This is a genomic window from Pseudomonas sp. HD6515, assembly GCF_024971855.1.
GTDB lineage: Bacteria > Pseudomonadota > Gammaproteobacteria > Pseudomonadales > Pseudomonadaceae > Aquipseudomonas > Aquipseudomonas alloputida.
On sequence record NZ_CP079827.1, the window covers coordinates 2781711 to 2797598 of the forward strand.

Annotated in this window: 23 protein-coding genes; 11 read left to right on the plus strand and 12 right to left on the minus strand. The window is 56.7% G+C overall.

Annotated features, from left to right (window positions below):
• Window positions 1-151 precede the first annotated feature (151 nt).
• Window positions 152-316, plus strand: a complete 165-nt coding sequence (locus KW568_RS12825; protein WP_012272635.1) for a DUF6021 family protein — start codon at window positions 152-154, stop codon at window positions 314-316.
• A gap of 70 nt (window positions 317-386) precedes the next feature.
• Here the strand turns inward: KW568_RS12825 and KW568_RS12830 are convergent, their stop codons facing one another.
• Entirely contained in the window at window positions 387-926 is a 540-nt protein-coding gene (locus KW568_RS12830; protein WP_012272634.1) for a type 1 glutamine amidotransferase domain-containing protein, read from the minus strand.
• Between the two features lie 166 nt (window positions 927-1092).
• Between KW568_RS12830 and KW568_RS12835 the strand changes: the two genes are divergently transcribed.
• From KW568_RS12835 to KW568_RS12845, 3 genes are all read left to right on the plus strand, one after another.
• Entirely contained in the window at window positions 1093-1335 is a 243-nt protein-coding gene (locus KW568_RS12835) for a hypothetical protein (protein WP_012272633.1), read from the plus strand.
• Window positions 1332-2129 (plus strand): exodeoxyribonuclease III, encoded by a 798-nt coding sequence (gene xth / locus KW568_RS12840; RefSeq protein ID WP_012272632.1) that lies wholly within the window; start codon window positions 1332-1334, stop codon window positions 2127-2129. Before KW568_RS12835 ends, xth begins: the two co-directional genes overlap by 4 nt.
• A 180-nt stretch (window positions 2130-2309) precedes the next feature.
• Window positions 2310-3449, plus strand: coding sequence for a glutathione-independent formaldehyde dehydrogenase (locus KW568_RS12845; protein ID WP_259538590.1), 1140 nt, complete (start codon window positions 2310-2312; stop codon window positions 3447-3449).
• Window positions 3450-3541: 92 nt separating this feature from the next.
• Here KW568_RS12845 and KW568_RS12850 read toward each other — a convergent pair whose 3' ends face one another.
• The 6 genes from KW568_RS12850 to KW568_RS12875 form a co-directional block, all read right to left on the minus strand.
• Window positions 3542-3790 carry a hypothetical protein gene (locus KW568_RS12850; protein WP_012272630.1) on the minus strand — a complete coding sequence of 83 codons (249 nt, stop codon included), beginning with the start codon at window positions 3788-3790 and terminating at the stop codon, window positions 3542-3544.
• Between the two features lie 78 nt (window positions 3791-3868).
• Window positions 3869-4333, minus strand: a complete 465-nt coding sequence (locus KW568_RS12855) for a hemerythrin domain-containing protein (RefSeq protein WP_012272629.1) — start codon at window positions 4331-4333, stop codon at window positions 3869-3871.
• Window positions 4334-4424: 91 nt separating this feature from the next.
• Window positions 4425-6179 (minus strand): glycoside hydrolase family 15 protein, encoded by a 1755-nt coding sequence (locus KW568_RS12860; protein ID WP_012272628.1) that lies wholly within the window; start codon window positions 6177-6179, stop codon window positions 4425-4427.
• Window positions 6180-6410: 231 nt separating this feature from the next.
• A complete protein-coding gene (locus KW568_RS12865; RefSeq protein WP_012272627.1) occupies window positions 6411-6854 on the minus strand; it encodes a DUF421 domain-containing protein in 444 nt (147 codons plus the stop codon).
• Window positions 6855-6863: 9 nt separating this feature from the next.
• On the minus strand, window positions 6864-7316 hold the full coding sequence (locus KW568_RS12870) for a hypothetical protein (RefSeq protein ID WP_080516253.1): 453 nt from the start codon (window positions 7314-7316) through the stop codon (window positions 6864-6866).
• A 65-nt stretch (window positions 7317-7381) separates the two neighbouring features.
• Complete coding sequence (locus KW568_RS12875) at window positions 7382-7885, minus strand: CinA family protein (protein ID WP_012272625.1); 504 nt, start codon at window positions 7883-7885, stop codon at window positions 7382-7384.
• Between the two features lie 153 nt (window positions 7886-8038).
• Between KW568_RS12875 and KW568_RS12880 the strand changes: the two genes are divergently transcribed.
• The gene (locus KW568_RS12880) at window positions 8039-8200 is read left to right on the plus strand and encodes a hypothetical protein (protein WP_012272624.1); all 162 of its coding nucleotides are present in this window, start codon (window positions 8039-8041) and stop codon (window positions 8198-8200) included.
• A gap of 52 nt (window positions 8201-8252) precedes the next feature.
• Here the strand turns inward: KW568_RS12880 and KW568_RS12885 are convergent, their stop codons facing one another.
• Window positions 8253-9110, minus strand: coding sequence for an SDR family oxidoreductase (locus KW568_RS12885; protein ID WP_012272623.1), 858 nt, complete (start codon window positions 9108-9110; stop codon window positions 8253-8255).
• Between the two features lie 196 nt (window positions 9111-9306).
• On the opposite strand from KW568_RS12885, the gene KW568_RS12890 reads away from it, so the two are divergent.
• The 6 genes from KW568_RS12890 (at window position 9307) to KW568_RS12915 (ending at window position 12692) form a co-directional block, all read left to right on the plus strand.
• Window positions 9307-9831, plus strand: coding sequence for a hypothetical protein (locus KW568_RS12890; RefSeq protein WP_259538600.1), 525 nt, complete (start codon window positions 9307-9309; stop codon window positions 9829-9831).
• Window positions 9832-9863: 32 nt separating this feature from the next.
• Complete coding sequence (locus KW568_RS12895; RefSeq protein WP_012272621.1) at window positions 9864-10919, plus strand: peptidase M42; 1056 nt, start codon at window positions 9864-9866, stop codon at window positions 10917-10919.
• Between the two features lie 104 nt (window positions 10920-11023).
• Entirely contained in the window at window positions 11024-11308 is a 285-nt protein-coding gene (locus KW568_RS12900) for a DUF6555 family protein (RefSeq protein WP_223296382.1), read from the plus strand.
• A 220-nt stretch (window positions 11309-11528) separates the two neighbouring features.
• Window positions 11529-11753 carry a DUF2188 domain-containing protein gene (locus tag KW568_RS12905; protein ID WP_041166717.1) on the plus strand — a complete coding sequence of 75 codons (225 nt, stop codon included), beginning with the start codon at window positions 11529-11531 and terminating at the stop codon, window positions 11751-11753.
• Window positions 11750-12184, plus strand: a complete 435-nt coding sequence (locus KW568_RS12910; protein WP_012272618.1) for a DNA methylase — start codon at window positions 11750-11752, stop codon at window positions 12182-12184. The genes KW568_RS12905 and KW568_RS12910 overlap by 4 nt, the downstream gene beginning before the upstream one ends.
• Window positions 12185-12266: 82 nt before the next feature.
• Window positions 12267-12692: a response regulator gene (locus KW568_RS12915; protein WP_012272617.1), complete on the plus strand. Its 426-nt coding sequence runs from the start codon at window positions 12267-12269 to the stop codon at window positions 12690-12692.
• Here KW568_RS12915 and KW568_RS12920 read toward each other — a convergent pair.
• From KW568_RS12920 to KW568_RS12935, 4 genes are all read right to left on the minus strand, one after another.
• Window positions 12666-13112 (minus strand): low affinity iron permease family protein, encoded by a 447-nt coding sequence (locus KW568_RS12920; RefSeq protein WP_012272616.1) that lies wholly within the window; start codon window positions 13110-13112, stop codon window positions 12666-12668. The two genes, KW568_RS12915 and KW568_RS12920, sit on opposite strands and share 27 nt — an antisense overlap.
• 121 nt (window positions 13113-13233) lie before the next feature.
• The gene (locus KW568_RS12925; protein WP_259538605.1) at window positions 13234-14415 is read right to left on the minus strand and encodes a PAS domain-containing sensor histidine kinase; all 1182 of its coding nucleotides are present in this window, start codon (window positions 14413-14415) and stop codon (window positions 13234-13236) included.
• Window positions 14412-15221, minus strand: a complete 810-nt coding sequence (locus KW568_RS12930) for an alpha/beta fold hydrolase (protein WP_012272614.1) — start codon at window positions 15219-15221, stop codon at window positions 14412-14414. Before KW568_RS12930 ends, KW568_RS12925 begins: the two co-directional genes overlap by 4 nt.
• Before the next feature lie 166 nt (window positions 15222-15387).
• Window positions 15388-15804: a response regulator gene (locus KW568_RS12935; RefSeq protein WP_012272613.1), complete on the minus strand. Its 417-nt coding sequence runs from the start codon at window positions 15802-15804 to the stop codon at window positions 15388-15390.
• Between the last annotated feature and the right edge of the window lie 84 nt (window positions 15805-15888).

Sequence of the window (15888 nt, forward strand, 5' to 3'; positions counted from 1 at the left end):
TTGACGAGTGGATGGCATGCAAAAAAGCAACTTTACCGGTGTTGCAATTCTCCACCGGACGCCAACATTTTACCGAGGTATTTTATGAACAGCCTATTCAGATAGCGGCCAGACTGTGACGGTGAATACATCACACTTCGGAGACCAAAAAATGAACAAACCCGACGATCAGCAGCAGAAAGGCCCCCATTCTTCCGATCATGCAACGACTGATCAGGACCTGGGGTTCGACCCGGACTCTCCAGACCTGAGCGACCCTCAGGTGGACCCACAAGGCCCGGCGAAAGCGCCCAGGGACGTGGAGAAGAAACCGTGAGCTTGCCTACCGTGAACCCTGCCTGAGCAGAACAGGAGGTTGAGGTGTTTGCTCGCCCACGGTCAGCAAATTAACCAGCAAGGGCTCTGATCAACTGCTCGTTGAAGGCGGGGATATCATCCGGCTTGCGGCTGGTGATCAGATTGCCGTCCACCACCACCTCTTCATCTACCCAGTGGCCACCTGCATTTCGGATATCATCCTGCAACGTCTTGAAGCTGGTCATGCGTTTGCCCTTGGCCAATCCACTCGATACCAGCAGCCAGGCGCCGTGGCAGATTACCGCCAGTGGCTTGCTGGCCGAGTTGTGGCTTTTCACCAGTTTCTGGGCGCCAGGTATCAGGCGAATAGTGTCGGAATTTTGTACCCCGCCCGGTAGCACGATGGCATCGTAAAGATCGAGGAGGGCGCTGTCGAACGTCGCGTCTACCGCAAATTCGTCGGCCGGCTTGTCATGGTTCCAGCCGCGGACAGTGCCTTCCTTGTCACTCAGGATGTCGACCACGGCCCCGTTTTTCTGCAAGGCTTCACGAGGCCCCGTCAACTCGACTTGTTCGAAGCCATCGGTGACCAGAAAGGCTACCCGCTTGCCACTCAATTTTGCACTCATCGTTCAATCTCCGTTTTCGTCAGGTGTGGATGTGGGACGTCCCGGACGGGGTTGGAAGTTCCAATGCAATACTTCAGCGGTAGGGGTGCTGACCGGCTGACCATTGCGGTTGAACATTCCAAGGCGGTTGGGTTCTCACTTGCAGGAATAGAACGAGGCGGCCGTCATGAGCATCGAACGCAGCATTCCTGAACTTGAAGCCTGGTACGCGCAGTACGACGACATCAGTTACCGGAGTGAATCGCCGGACGCCTACCACCATGAGCTGGTGCGCACGGCTGAGGCGCTCAGGGACGATGGTGCCATTGACTGGGATGACTGGCTGGCGCTGAAGTCACTGGCCGACCGAGCACATATCAGGGCACTGGAAGATGCCGTGCAGGCCCACGTGAATGACCCTGACGCATGAAAGCGCTGAAGATCGCCACCTTCAATATCAATGGTATCCGCAGCCGGCTGCCCGCACTGTTGGCCTGGCTGGAACGGGAGCAGCCGGACATTGCCTGCTTGCAGGAACTAAAGGCGGCCAATCAGCAGTTTCCTCGCGAGGCCATCGAAGCGGCAGGTTATGGTTGCCTTTACCAGGGGCAACCCTCATGGAACGGCGTGGCTATCCTGGCGCGTGATAGCGAGCCGTTGGAGGTACGTCGTGGGCTGCCTGGCATGCAGGACGATCAGCAAAGCCGCTATCTGGAAGCTGCGGTGCACGGCGTGCTGGTGGGCTGTTTGTACTTGCCCAATGGCAACCCGCAACCCGGCCCGAAGTTCGATTACAAACTGCGCTGGTTCGAGTGCCTGATCAAGCACGCCCAAACACTGCATGTCAGCAGACATCCTACGGTGTTAGCAGGGGATTTCAATGTTGTGCCGACCGATCTGGACATCTATAGCCCGCGCTCATGGCTCAAGGACGCGCTGTTGCAGCCTGAGTCGCGGGCGTGTTTTGAAGCGTTGCTGGCCCAGGGCTGGGTCGATGCTGTCCGTCACCTGTATCCCGAGCAGCGCATTTACACGTTCTGGGACTATTTTCGCAATCACTGGGCGCGTAATGCCGGGCTTCGTATCGATCACCTGCTGCTCAACCCGGGTCTCAGCCCTTATCTGAAGGGGGCGGGCGTGGATGCCTGGGTACGCAACGAAGCCAAGGCCAGTGATCATGCGCCGGTCTGGATCCAGTTGGGCGGGCGCCGACAGCAACGCTAGCTGTCAGGGCGCAATCCCTCGCTTCCAACCTCATTGCTCACGATTCCTGTTCCGATGGGAGCGACAGCAATTAGCGCCACCGGTCTGCCTCTACAGTTAACACGCTGAACGTACGGACGCTGCGCTCACCTGAACAGAGTAGGGCGCATTTCAATCGCCCCTGATTATCGGGAGTTCAGCATGAAAGCAATCGTGTACAACGGCCCACGTGACGTCGCGGTGAAGGATGTACCGGACGCAAAAATTGAAAAGCCTACGGACGTGCTGGTACGCATTACCACGACCAACATCTGCGGTTCTGATTTGCACATGTACGAGGGCCGAACCTCGTTCGAAGCCGGGAGAGTTTTTGGTCACGAAAATCTCGGTGAGGTAATCGAGGTAGGGGCAGGGGTCGACCGGGTCAAAGTCGGTGACCGAGTCTGTCTACCTTTCAATATCGGCTGCGGGTTCTGTGAGAACTGTGAGAAAGGCCTCACTGGATTCTGCCTTACAGCGAATCCTGGTGCTGCGGGCGCTGCTTACGGTTTTGCCGAGATGGGCCCGTATCAGGGCGGGCAGGCCGAGCTGCTGCGTGTGCCCTATGCGGATTTCAACTGCCTGGTACTGCCGGAAGATGCCCAGGAGCGTGAGGATGACTATGTCATGCTCTCGGATATCTTCCCTACAGGCTGGCATGCAACAGAGCTTGCCGGTTTGCTGCCGGGTGAAAGCATTGCGATTTACGGCGCAGGGCCTGTCGGCCTGATGGCGGCCCATTCGGCAATCATCAAAGGCGCGTCCCAGGTGTTTGTCATCGACAACAAACCGGATCGCCTGCAACTCGCCGCGCAGCTTGGCGCAACCCCTATCAATGCAGTCGAGCAGAAGGCCGTGGAAGAGATCATGAACCTGACCCATGGCAAAGGTACTGACCGGGGCTGTGAGTGCGTGGGTTACCAGTGTTGCGACAAGCATGGCCATGAAGCGAACTACCTCACCATGAACAACCTTGTCGCTTCCACCAAGGCCACAGGCGGCATAGGCGTGGTTGGGGTGTTCGTTCCAGAAGATCCTGGAGCGAAAAACGAACTGGCGAAGGAGGGCAAGATGGCCTTCGACTTCGGTGCGTTCTGGTTCAAGGGCCAACAGATCCGGACAGGCCAGGCGAATGTGAAGGCCTATAATCGCCGCCTGGCAGAGCTCATCCATCATGGGCGCGCCAAGCCCTCACAGATTATTTCCCATCGTTTGAAATTGGCCGAAGGCCCCGAGGCCTATAAACACTTCGATGCGCGGGATGATGGCTGGACGAAAGTGGTGCTGAAGCCTGCGGCTTGATTCGCTCTCACTGCTTCCAGGGAAGGAAGCTTGGCGAGAGGGACAACCTGCCTGTTTTAGAAGCTAGCCCTCACCGGGTTGTCAGGGCATTATCACCCGGCAATTTCCAGTTGCGTGTTCTTGCGCCACCCTCGCAGATTCATGGCGCAGAGGCACAACTGCAGGATGATCAGAGCCCAGGCATGTGCTTGCCAGCCCCACACAGCCCACAGCACGTTGCTTGCGATGAAACAGCAGAATCCTATCTTCCTTCTACCCGGACGGCGCGAACCGATGCACCAGGCTGCCAGCACGGTCATCACCATGGCGGGCCATTCAAGTAACCCAATCCAATATTCCATGAAACCTTCCAACTGATAATGGGGTATCTGAAGCTGATCACCTGCCAGCGTCCTGAGCGCTGGCAGGTGATCGCTTGACTAAGCCGCTCGCTTCTCGCCCTTGAGCATCTTTTTCTGCATTTCCATGGTTCGCCCCAGCTCCTCAAGGATGTCCTTACTGAGCAGCTTCTTCGCCGTGGGGAACAGCTCGCCTTCTTCTTCCTCGATGTGATGCTCCAACAACTCTTTCATGACCTTGACCCGCCCGGCGAATTCGACGGTGCCAGTTTCGGTATGCAGCAGGTCGGGTAGGACGAGCGAATCGACAGTCCGGTGCTCCTCCTTGGCCTCGTAGTACATCTTTGCTTCTTCCTTGCCTCCCGCTTCCTTGATGGCCGGATAAAGAATCTCTTCTTCGAGCGCGGTGTGAATCTGAAGTTCCTGCTCGATCCTGTGGAGTAACTCGGCCCGTTTCTTCACCGCTCGCTCGGTGGTGGTCGACAATTCTTCGAGTAGCTTCTTCACCAGCTTGTGGTCTTGAATCAGCAAGTCGATAGCGTTCATTGGCGTTACCTCATCACGGATGGGATGTAAGAACTTGCCTCTGGTTGAGTCCCCGCCAAACGACACGGTTCAATGGAGATGATATCTGGCGTCACCGTTCAGGATGGCAACCACTGATGGCCATCGCAGCTCTGAGGGCTGCCAGGTGAGTCAAGCCCTGCGGAAGGTTGCCCAGATACTGCCCCGTCTGCGGATCGACCATCTCCGAGTAGATACCTACTCCATGTGATAGCCCTTTCAAAGCGTCTGCATAGGCGGCTTCGGCGCGCTCCTGGTTACCCAGAATGGCCCAGGCTTCGATTAACCAGAATGTGCAGGCTAAGAAGCAACCCTCCTCTTCCTGTGCATAGGTGTAGCGATAATGGAAAGCGCCGGCCCCCAGATCATGGTCAATAGCTTCCAGCGTGCTGCGTAGACGTTTCTTGCTGGGGTAGCCGAACCTGACGGCCAATGCCAGTGAAGCGTCCAGTCGGTCGCTGTCTGGGTAGAACAGGTAGGCCTGGCGGTCCTCGCTCCAGCAGTGCCTCTCGATCCATGCCTGGATGCGCTGCCGCTCGCGATCCCAGCGTTCCCGGCAGGTGGTGGGAAGATGGCCACCATCTGCCAGTTCGATGGCTCGGCTCAAGGCTTGCCAGCAACTGATCTTGGACATCGTGTAGTGCTGTTTTTCCGGCAACTCCCAGATACCGGCATCTTGCTGGCGCCAACAGTCGGCGCACTGGTCGGCTAGGCCTGAGAGGAGCATGGCGCTCGGGGAATCAAGAATGTTGCCGCTGTCGATGAAACAGCGCGCTGTTTCGAAGATATCGCCGAACACCCCGTGTTGGAGTTGGTCGCGGGCATCATTGCCGACGACTGGAGGGGAGTTCTTATAGCCAGGCAGATCGACCGTGCGCACGCAATCACCGATTGCACCGTCCAGGGTATAAAACACCCGTGGCCCATGTTCACCCAACCGGCGCAGTAGCCAGGTAAATGCAGCCTTGGCCTCGGGCTGAGCGCCGATGCCCAGAAACGCCTCGATGGTGTAGCCGGCATCGCGTATCCAGGCGAAGCGGTAGTCGTAGTTCTTACTGCCGCCAATCCGTTCGGGCAGGGATGAGGTCGCTGCCGCCATGATTGAGCCACTTGGAGAGGACAGCAGTAGCTTGAGGGCCAGCGCATTGCGGACTACCTGGGTCTGGTGTGGGCCATCGTAGACGAGCCCTTTCGACCACTGGCACCACTCTCGGTGCGAGCCGTCGATGCGTTCATCGATCAGGGCCAATGGCGGTGCCACCAGGGGCTCATCACGCCCTGCGATGATTGCGACCACTGAGCGTTGTCCTGCTGCAAGGCTAAGGACAGCACGGACGCCCATGTCGTCTTTGCGTTCGATGTGCACATGATGGTCGTGCAGGAACATGCCGAGAATTCGGCCCGCATGAAAAACACAGGCATTGTCATTCGGTGCCACGTAGGGGCTTACCGTGTCGGCTTGGGTGCCGAAGTCGATGGCAATCTCGAAATTGACCTTACCCTCGATGCCTTCGATGCGTCTGCCAAGTTCGGCCCAAGGCAGGCGTCCAGCAGGGCCACTGTTCAAGGATTCCGTCAGCCGGGCACGACCCTGACTGGTGATGAAGATTGTCTCAAGGATGTTGCTGCCTGGCAGGTAGCGTCGCTCAGCAACGAATGGCTCGCTAGGGGTAATGGAAAAGAAGCCTCCAGTCTGAGGGGCCAGCAGCTTGTCGAATAGGGGAGGTGAATCCATGTGCGGCACACACCACCAGTCGATCGAACCGTCCAAACCAATCAGTGCCACAGATCGCCCATCGCCGAGCGCACCATACTGCTCCAGGGGCAACCATCCACCCTCATCTCGCTGAGGTGCACCCCGTTGAGCTTCTACCGGTTCTCTTTCCATTGATATGCCTTCGAGATCACGTGTTCTGATTCCGACATGGCTATCTGGCGTCTGGTTCGTCTTATGTGAGCGCTGCGCAAAAGAACTGATGCCCCTACCTACCATCGACCATAGCCAGGCAATATCGGCACGTTAGACGGGCCTGGGCTCTACGGTGAGAAGCGCCGCGCCTTACTCGGTAGGAATGATTGAAATCTTTCCATTGCGTTCGACGACAGCGAACTTCACTTGCTCAATTTTTTCGATGCCTTGGCTGTCTCGTGCTGACTCGAGGATATCGTCCTCCGTGAGTCGTGCCCGACGCATGCGGTGATGCAGAAAGCGCCCATTCTCGACAACCAGGGTAGCGTGCCCGTCCAGAAGTCGGGCCAAGGGCTTGGAGTTCAGCTTCGCGAGTGAAAGCCCGACGTCCAGTACGATCAGAGTGGCGATTACCAGCATGGCATTGGTGAATGAAAAATCGTCACCCAGAAGCGCCTGCTGGGTGGCTTCCCCGATGATCAGCAACAACACGAAGTCGAAGGTTGTCAAATCGGCCAGCGAGCGCCGTCCGGCCACGCGAAACAGCAGCATGAGGGCGATATACATTCCGGCTGCGCGGAGGATCGAATCCATGACGCACTCCTAGGGGTAAAGGAATGTGGAGAAGTGAACGGCGCTTTCAGGGCCAGCCTTGACGCTGCCCTCCAGAGTCCCCACGTGCTCACTTCGAAGGGTCAAGTACAAGGTGGCGACCCCATCTTGCCTAGTACCCAATTGGAACAGCATGGCCTGGCCATGCGACATCGACCGTTGCGGCTGCGGCTGTAACGTCTCGATACTGGCGTCACGGAGCAATGATCCCTCGAGTTGCACCTCCACCGGCTGACCAGGGATACCCTTGACGGTGATGAAAAGGCTGTCTGTCGTGCCGCTTCGGCTGAGACGCTGGTACTCAACCCGTACCCGGCCATCCTGGCTCACCACCTCGGCATCGCTCAACGGGCCATTACCGAACAGGCCTGCCAAGGCAAGCAGTACGATGGCCACGAGCACGTACCACCCCACGCGCTCGAAGCGCCAGACGCGCTGCTGCATCGGCATATCTTCTTGAACAGGGTGACGTCTGGATACCAGTTCATCTTCCGACATGATCACACCCCTCAGGCGCGTTCACCGCGTAGCCAGCGCTGGTGATAGTGGGAAAGCCGGGTCAACCCGAACAGGGCACCTTGGCGCATGACCTCAGACCGCTCGCCGAAGAAACGTTGAGTGCGCGTGAAAACGGCAATTGGCTCGCCGGCGAAAGCCCACGCAAAGCACATCGTCCCCGGTGGTATCCCGGACTCGGGCGCCGGCCCGGCTACTCCGGTGGTGGCGATCACAACATTCGCATCGCTGTCTCTCAAGGCCCCCAAAGCCATTTCCCAGGCCACTGCTTCGCTGGTCAGGCCGTATCGTTCGATGGTTTCGGCGCTGACCCCCAGCAGCCGCTTCTTGGCGCTGGGTGAGTAGACGACATAGCCGCTTTCCAGCACCTCTCCGGTACCCGGTACTGCCGCGAGCAAAGCCACCATGCAGCCCGCAGTGCACGATTCTGCCGTGGTCAGAACGAGTTTGTTGGTTTTGAGATAGCCGAGGGCGGCCAGTACAGGGTCGTTTTCCATTTCAGAGTCGACTCGCTTGTTTTGCGGTGGACGCGATGCCGGGGTATTTGGTTCATCGCATCTAGCGCCCGGCTATCTCGAGGCGTGAACCTGACCTGAACTTTGCCTCGTACATTGGCTTCTTTTATTCAAAGGCAAGGGTAGGAGAGCAAGATGAAGAAAGAGAGCGATAGGCAAAAGGCAGGTGCGCAGACGAAGCCGCATGGGGAAGAGGAGCGAGATAACGATGCTCATCGTCCGGATGGATCAACGGGGACAGACCACGACTCCACGGCGCAAAAAACGGCCCGTGATCACGATCAGCAAAAACGCTGAAACTGCCCACGAAAAGGATTTGAGGCTCGCCAACTCGGCGAGCCTCTTTTCGCTAAAGTATCGGTTTACCGCCAGTCGCTGCGTAACGTGAGCCACTGATGTAACTGGCTTCGTCGGAGCCCAGCAGCACGTAGATCGGCGCGACTTCGACCGGCTGCCCCGGGCGCCCCATCGGGTAGCTGGAACCAAAGTTCTTGACGGCCTCGTCCGGCATGGTTGCCGGAATCAAAGGCGTCCAGATAGGGCCTGGCGCGACGCTGTTGACCCTGATGCCTTTCTTGGCGAGCAACTGCGCCAAGCCAGCAGTGAAGTTGGCAATGGCCCCCTTGGTCGTGGCATAGGCCAGCAGGCTGGGGGATGGATCGTCGGAATTGACCGAGCTCGTATTGATGATCGAGCTTCCCTTGGGCATGGAAGGCAGAGCCGCCTGGCAAATCCTGAAGATCGCGGTGATGTTGGTATCGAAGGTCTTCACCCATTCGTCATCGTCGATTTCTTCCAGGGTCTCGTGGGACATCTGGAACGCCGCGTTGTTGACCAGGATGTCGATACGCCCGAATTGGCTAACGGTCTTTTCGACGATGTCGTAGCAGTGCTGTTTCTGCGCCAGGTCTCCGGGCAACAGCAGGCATTGACGGCCCGCGGACTCAACCCAGCGCGCGGTTTCTTGGGCATCTTCATGCTCATTCAGATAAGCGATGGCGACATCGGCCCCTTCACGGGCATAGGCAATCGCTACTGCCCGACCGATGCCGCTGTCTGCTCCGGTGATGAGTGCAATCTTGCCTTCGAGTCGATTGTGGCCGGTATACGACTGCTCACCACAATCCGGGTAGGGCTCCATCTTGCGCTGTGAGCCGGGGACATCTTGAGGCTGCGAAGGGAAGGGCGGGGTAGGGAAGTCTCGCATGGTAGAAGCTCCTGCAGTTGAGAACGTTCATACCGGTTCGAAAGGTCCTGCCTCCTCGTGTTGGTTTAAATCTGCAGTTGGTACGACGAGCGGTGCGGGATATGAATCCAATTGAATTCCATGCCCCATCGCCTGTTCTACCGAATTCAGCTCCAGGCTCATCTCTGCGCCCGGAGCCCAACTCCCGGAGTAGAGAGTGCCTCGAATCATTACCCCTACGACCCCTGAGCACGAGATCAGCGAACACAATGCCAGGATGTTTGGTTCCCCCAAGGAGCGTCTGGATTTTTACCGGCGTGAAATCCAGTACGAAACCAGCATCCTGGCCAACCGCACGGATGCCTACCTGGCGGCGCAGTCATTCCTGGTCATCGCCTTCGTCTCTTCCATGGGCAACCTCAATCAAGGATGGGGCGAGATGTTCACCCTCATCGTGCCCGCGTTCCTCGCCTTGCTCGGGGTACTTAGCTCGCTTAACGCCTGGCCTGGCATCCGGGCGGCGTACAACATCATCGATCACTGGCAGCTCAAGCAGAGCCACTTGCTACGCAGCGAGCCGTTGATGGGGTTGGCCTACGACGAATCGCCGCTGTTCTGCGAGGCGGAAACCTCGCGTACAGGGCATCGAAAGTCATTGTTGTTCTCGCTACGGACGCCGTGGATCTTTTTGGTGTTCTGGGTGCTATTGGGTAGCTACTCGGTGTTCATCCAGCTGGCCTGAACGCGTTTGCGTGCAAACATGGAGGTAAGGTTTTGAAGACTGAGGCATTACTGACCGAGCTCCTCAACGCCCGAGGGCCGGGCGGACAAGAAGATGAAGTACGGGCCATTAGTCTGCGCGAGCTACGCCTATTCTGTGATGACACGCACGTCGACCCTGCTGGTAATGTGGTGGGGGTGATTCGTGGGGGCCGCACTGGTAGCCCAGAGGCAGCCATACGCGTTATGGCCCACCTCGATGAGATCGCGATGATCGTCAAGAATGTGCTGGAGAACGGCACCCTGGAGGTGCTCGCTCTAGGGGGGTCGCAACCGATAAGCTTCGGCGTCTGCCCTGTCGATATCCTGGGCGATGAACACATCCTGCCGGGTGTTTTGTCTTACGGTTCAATGCACAACAGCGGTCGAACTTCGAATGGAAGAGACGTGCTGGCAGGTAATGTTCAGTGGAAAGATGTCTACATCGTCACGCGCAAGAGCAAGTCGGAACTCCAGGCGCATGGCGTTCGGCCTGGTACTCGAGTCGTGCTCAGTCAGCACTGGCGTAAGCCGTTCAAGGTGCATGACTGTATTGCCGCTCACTTCCTCGACGACCGAGCTCCGCTGAGCGCTGTAATTCTCTGCGCGAAGCGGTTGAGTGAACGGCGAGAAAAACTGAAGCAGGACGTTTGGTTCGTGCTTACGACGCTGGAGGAAGAGTCGAATGCCGGCGCCATGTACGCAGCTTCCCGGCTGCCCGGCGACACCACAATCGCCGTCGAGGTAGGCCCTGTACTTGAGGAGTATGGCACGAAGCTTTCGGCCGGCCCGATCATCAATACCGGCGACCAGAAAGGATACTACAGCCGCACCGTGGTGCAGGGTCTGATCGCCGCTAGCCTAAAGGCAGGTTATGAGCCTCAGGCGGCATTGCTGGTTGATTTTGCTTCGGATGCGAGCGCGGTGATGAGCGCCGGGATTGATGCCCGGGCCGGTTGCATTGCGATACCGACCGAGAATACCCATGGCTTTGAAATGGTGCATTTGGATGGGATCACCGCCTGCGCTGAGACCTTGTTCGAGTTCCTTACAGGCAGTCAGGACAAATAGCACCGAGGCACCCGCCTGCACAGAATGGCCTACCGCCTGCCATTTAGATGGAATTATTTCTTCCCCGGTTTGCTCAATAGCCCATGACTAGGGAGGGGATTCTGGTGGTGGGACAGCAACTCTATGTAATTGAGTACGAGCTCCACAGTGAGCCTCGGACATTCATTATCCGTCTGGAAAAAATGGACAACGGCGTCGCCTGGCACTGGGCCAGCTGTGATGCCGGCGTGGGCATCATCCCGCGTTTCAGTCAGCAGAACATCAAACTGGTCAGTCGCCCGATGGCTGAGCGTTACGGCGTTGCCAAGGTGAAGTGGAGGTTGGCTGGGGAGGGCCCCGAATTCGTTCCGCAACCTATCGATGTCGGCAAATTCTCAGGTGCTACCTAAGGGGCCTGATACCTGTATTCCATCAACGTGCCTGGAGGTGTTGCCATACAGCCTAAAACCGAAGGCTCTGAAGAGAAAGGCCCAAGCGACGTGCCTTTCATTAACGATCCGGAAAAGCCCACGTCGCCGCCACTGAATGACGCTGATGCCACGGATGCGGCTGAGGCTGAAGAAGACCTTCAGGACGATGGCCAATCCCTTTAGAGAGGAGAACCAGCTGATGGATAGTTATCACCTCAGCCCGACTTCGGATGGCTGGGAATTGAAGAAAGTCGGTGCTGAGCGAGCCTCAAAACGAGCCGCCACGAAGCAGGAGCTTGTCAGTGTCCTTGCAGATGTCTTCGAGGGTAAGACGGCGTCCGTGAAGATCCACAAAGCGGACGGCACTCTCAAGGAGGAACGCCCCTATCCACGTTCAGCTGACCCGCGCCGTAGCAAAGGTTGAAGACTATAACTGCCTGTGACCTCGGCATTGAGGTCACGGATGCCCTGGGCGTGTTTAGATGGTTGCTGGCCAGTTTTCTCATGGGTAAGCGCATCCGCTCCACAGTAGCAGTGGAGGCGTACCGGATTCTTGTCGATCAGCAGGGCCTGGATACGCCGATTAAGCTTGCCCAGACTTCTCATTCCACACTGGTCAGACTCCTCGGACAGGCCGGCTATGCGCGCTACGATGAATCCACTGCTCGACGACTGCATGATCTTGGTAACAAGGTAGAAGTGGAACTGGTTGCCCAACTTGAGGCACTGCAGGAAGGATCAAATACTGAGGGATTCAAGCGCTGGCTACTGAGTTTCGAGGGCGTAGGCCCAAAGACCGTCGAAATTTTCATGCGTGAAGGCTTGGCCTATTTGACGAAGTTGGAAGTCCATTGAGCATGGCTGGCCTTTAGCCCCTATCGACGCACGTCCGGATGAGTGAAACATTCGAAAATCTAACCATGGACTGGAGAAGGTGATGAAGCTCGACATCGAGGGTTTGTCGTTGTCAGGTAAGACGGTAATTGTGGTAGAAGACGACCCAACGCTTCAGGCCCTGCTGGTGGAGATTCTGATCGAGTTGGGCGCCACCTGCGATGCATTCGATAACTCAGAAGATGCCTTGATTCACTTGATGGGACTCAAGAGCGACTGCTCGTTGATCGTTGTCGACCACGGTGTTCCTGGAAGCATCAAAGGTATGGAGTTCATCTCAATGGCACACGAAAGGTGGCCTGGACTACCCGCCATTCTGACCTCTGGCTACCAGCTTGATGCTTCTCAGGTGACGCCACCCGTTACCTACCTCTTCAAACCGTGGTCGATAGACGAGCTCACTCAAGCTATTGGCCAGGCGCTTCACCCTGCAGACGTACCTTCAACTCTCCTGCCGTTCGACCAATAAGGTCTCTAGCGCTGCAGGTTCTCGAGCAACATCGTCCGTCTGATTCCCAGCAGGCGCCTGATGGTGGGGGTCACATCCGCTGCCCATCGCCTGGTATTGCTTGCGGAGTTTATGGATTTCCCGGTTATCGAGCGCTTCGAGATCCAATACCGACTGCTCCGCAGATTTCGTAGCGCGAATCAGTTCGTCGAGCTTCACGTGGATGATGTCGTTATCCCGGTTCTGGGTGTTCTGGATCAGGAAAACCATCAGGAATGTGATGATGGTGGTCGACGTATTGACGATGAGTTGCCAGGTATCGTTGTAGTGAAACCAGGGCCCAGAGGCAGCCCACAAGGCAATCAACACCAAGGCGATCAAGAAGGTGCTCGGCTTACCGGCGTGGTTGGCGAGCCATTGGCAGAACTGGGCGAATTTCATGATGTAAACTCCATTGCGATCTATAGGGTTTGACCGCAGCGGAGCGCTGAAATCTTTTTTTACATTTACCCACAGCAGGGGACAATCTCTAGAAATGGCTGGCAGTGGGCTGTTGACCGGCTCAACTCCCGATTCCAGTCAACGGCATCTGAATTTCGACGGCTGTGCCGGTCACAGGTGCGGAATGGACGGTGATTGTTCCGCCGTGAGCGTTGGCGATCTCGCGAACGATGAAAAGTCCAAGGCCGACGGATCTCACGTTTTCTGTGCGATCACTGGCTCGGGTCATGGGCTCGAAGAGGTCAGGTATCAGAGATTCAGGTATGACTTGTCCGTGATTGTGAACCGTAATCCATAACGCCTCACATCTGAGCTCGGTCGTGATGGTTATCGGATGTTTGAGGTCACCATAGGCCACGCTGTTTGCGACCAGGTTGCCTATCATCTGTTGCGTTCTATCAGGATCGACGTCCGCAAAACCTGGGCATTTTGACAGGTGCCGAATTTTGGCGTGAACGAAGGCTACTCGCAATTCGCCGACGCTTTGGTCTACGAGCAGGGACACATCGACGAGCTGACGCTTGATCCCCATCCCTTGACCGATTCGCACCGAGGCTAGATCGAGCAGATCTGCGATCATTCTTTGAGCGCGCTCAGAAGACGAAACTATGTTGCTCAGCAACTTCTGTTCTCTCTCCCGCCGCTCCCCACGACCCAAAAGCTCTGAGGCCATTTTGATAGCCGTGAGGGGATTCTTCAGGTCGTGGCTGGCAATGGCAATCATCTGTTCGGCAAATGAAGCTCTTCGCTCAGCCCTCTCATAGGCCACAGCAAGCTCAGCCTGCGCGCTTTTCAAGGCGGACTCAGCCATCGACTTTTCTGACAGCAATTCCTCCGCTCGTTTGCGTGCTGCAAGCAGTTCGCGTTCGTACCGATCACGCTCTATGGTTCCGAAAAAAGCCAGCTCGTTGCGAACACCCTCGGGGTGTTCTCTCCTCACACCATTGAGCAACATGGTGATGACATGACCCTGGGCATGCAGCAGATCGAGCTTTACTTCTGCGACCGAACCTTGAAGTTTCATCAAGGGGGCCCAGTGGGTCTGATGGAAAATGCGCCCTCCCATTGTCAGCAGCTCTTGGAACCGCCGCCCTCTCAGATCTGACGGACTACAACCGATCCATCCAGCGAAGGTGCGATTGGCGCGGAGAATGGTGCCGTCCTCGGTAGTCACCACTAGACCGCAGGGCGCCTGCTCCAATAGCTCGATTGCATCCGTAAGCCCCCACGAGTCTATACTCATGGAGCCGAAATCCAGGGGGATAGAAAAGCGTCCATTGCTTCTATGCAAGCGTGGGGCGCGCTCATATGTGGACAGTGTCCTATGTTGGGTACCAGGCAGAGCTCGCTATTGAGTAGAACGCTATTCAGATACTCGCCTACTGCGGTAGGGGCAATAAGGTCTTCGGTGGATTGCAGGATCAAGGTTGGGGTTCGCAGTCCCGACACGTCTTTTCGATTGTCTGAAAGGAAGGTTACGCGGGCAAATTGCTTTGCGATTTCGGGATCTGTTCGACAGAAAGAGTTGGTCAGCTCTTTGCTCAATTCCGGTTGTCCTGGCGTGCCCATGATTACCGGGGCCATGGTGCTCGACCAGCCGAGATAGTTGCTGTCCAGAGTATCAAGCAGTGACTGTATGTCGGCTTCTTTGAAACCACCGATGTACCCCTCGGAGTCGATGTAGCAGGGTGAAGGCCCTACCATGACATGTGCAGCTATGCGGCCTGGGCACGCTCCATCGGCCAACGCTGCGATCATAGCGCTCACTGAATGACCTATCAGAATAACCGGGCCTTTGGCGAATGCGTCAATGATCTCATTCAAGTCCTGTGCGTACCCGTTCAACGTGCTGTACTTCTCAACACAGTAGGCGCTCAGATCTGACCGTCCTGCACCCACGTGATCGAGAACGACTATGCGAAAGCGCTTCGAGAAATGCGGGAGGAGGTAGCTCCACATCGATTGATCACAGCCAAAACCGTGTAGAAAGATCAGGGTTGCGTAGCCGCGTCCCAACACTTTCACATTATTCCGTCGCTGAAGATTCACTGCGGATGCCTCGTTCAATCTCAAAGCCAGACAGGCCAGAGTACCGCGATAGTGTGCACGCCCCGATTGAAGTGGCAAGTCATATGCCTTGCTGGATAACTCCGAGGAGTGAGCCTCTGATTGATATTGAGCCTATCGGTTGTGGGACAGCGTATGGCTTCAGACGTCATTTAGCCAAGGTACATTCAACCTTGACCGCTTTTGCCAGCTCCCCGGTAATGATCTCATTAAGCCGAGTCAGCGGCCACGGCTTGGGTAAGAACACCGCACCTTCAGGTAGCACTCGACCGGCAAACTCGTAGTAGCCACTCATCACGATGATGCGAGTCTGAGGTTTTTGCTGGCTAGTAATCCAGGCCAGATCCACCCCATTGAGCACTCCTGGCGTTTGTACGTCACTCAGCAGCAGCGACCAGTTCCGGCTCAGGATCTCATCGCGGCCTTCATCAGCGCTGGCTACTGCTGTGACGCAAGCACCCCAATCCTCCAGATAGAGGGTCAACAACTCCCGGATCATAGATTCATCTTCGACGATGAGGACATTGGGCGGGGAGGTCGCGGAAGCGGGAACTAGGTCTGTCATGTCGATACTCGAAATCCGCCTGCCGGAAGGGAGACGACATCCAGGTCTTGTTACTGGTCAGTAGCAAGACGTATCAGTGCGCCA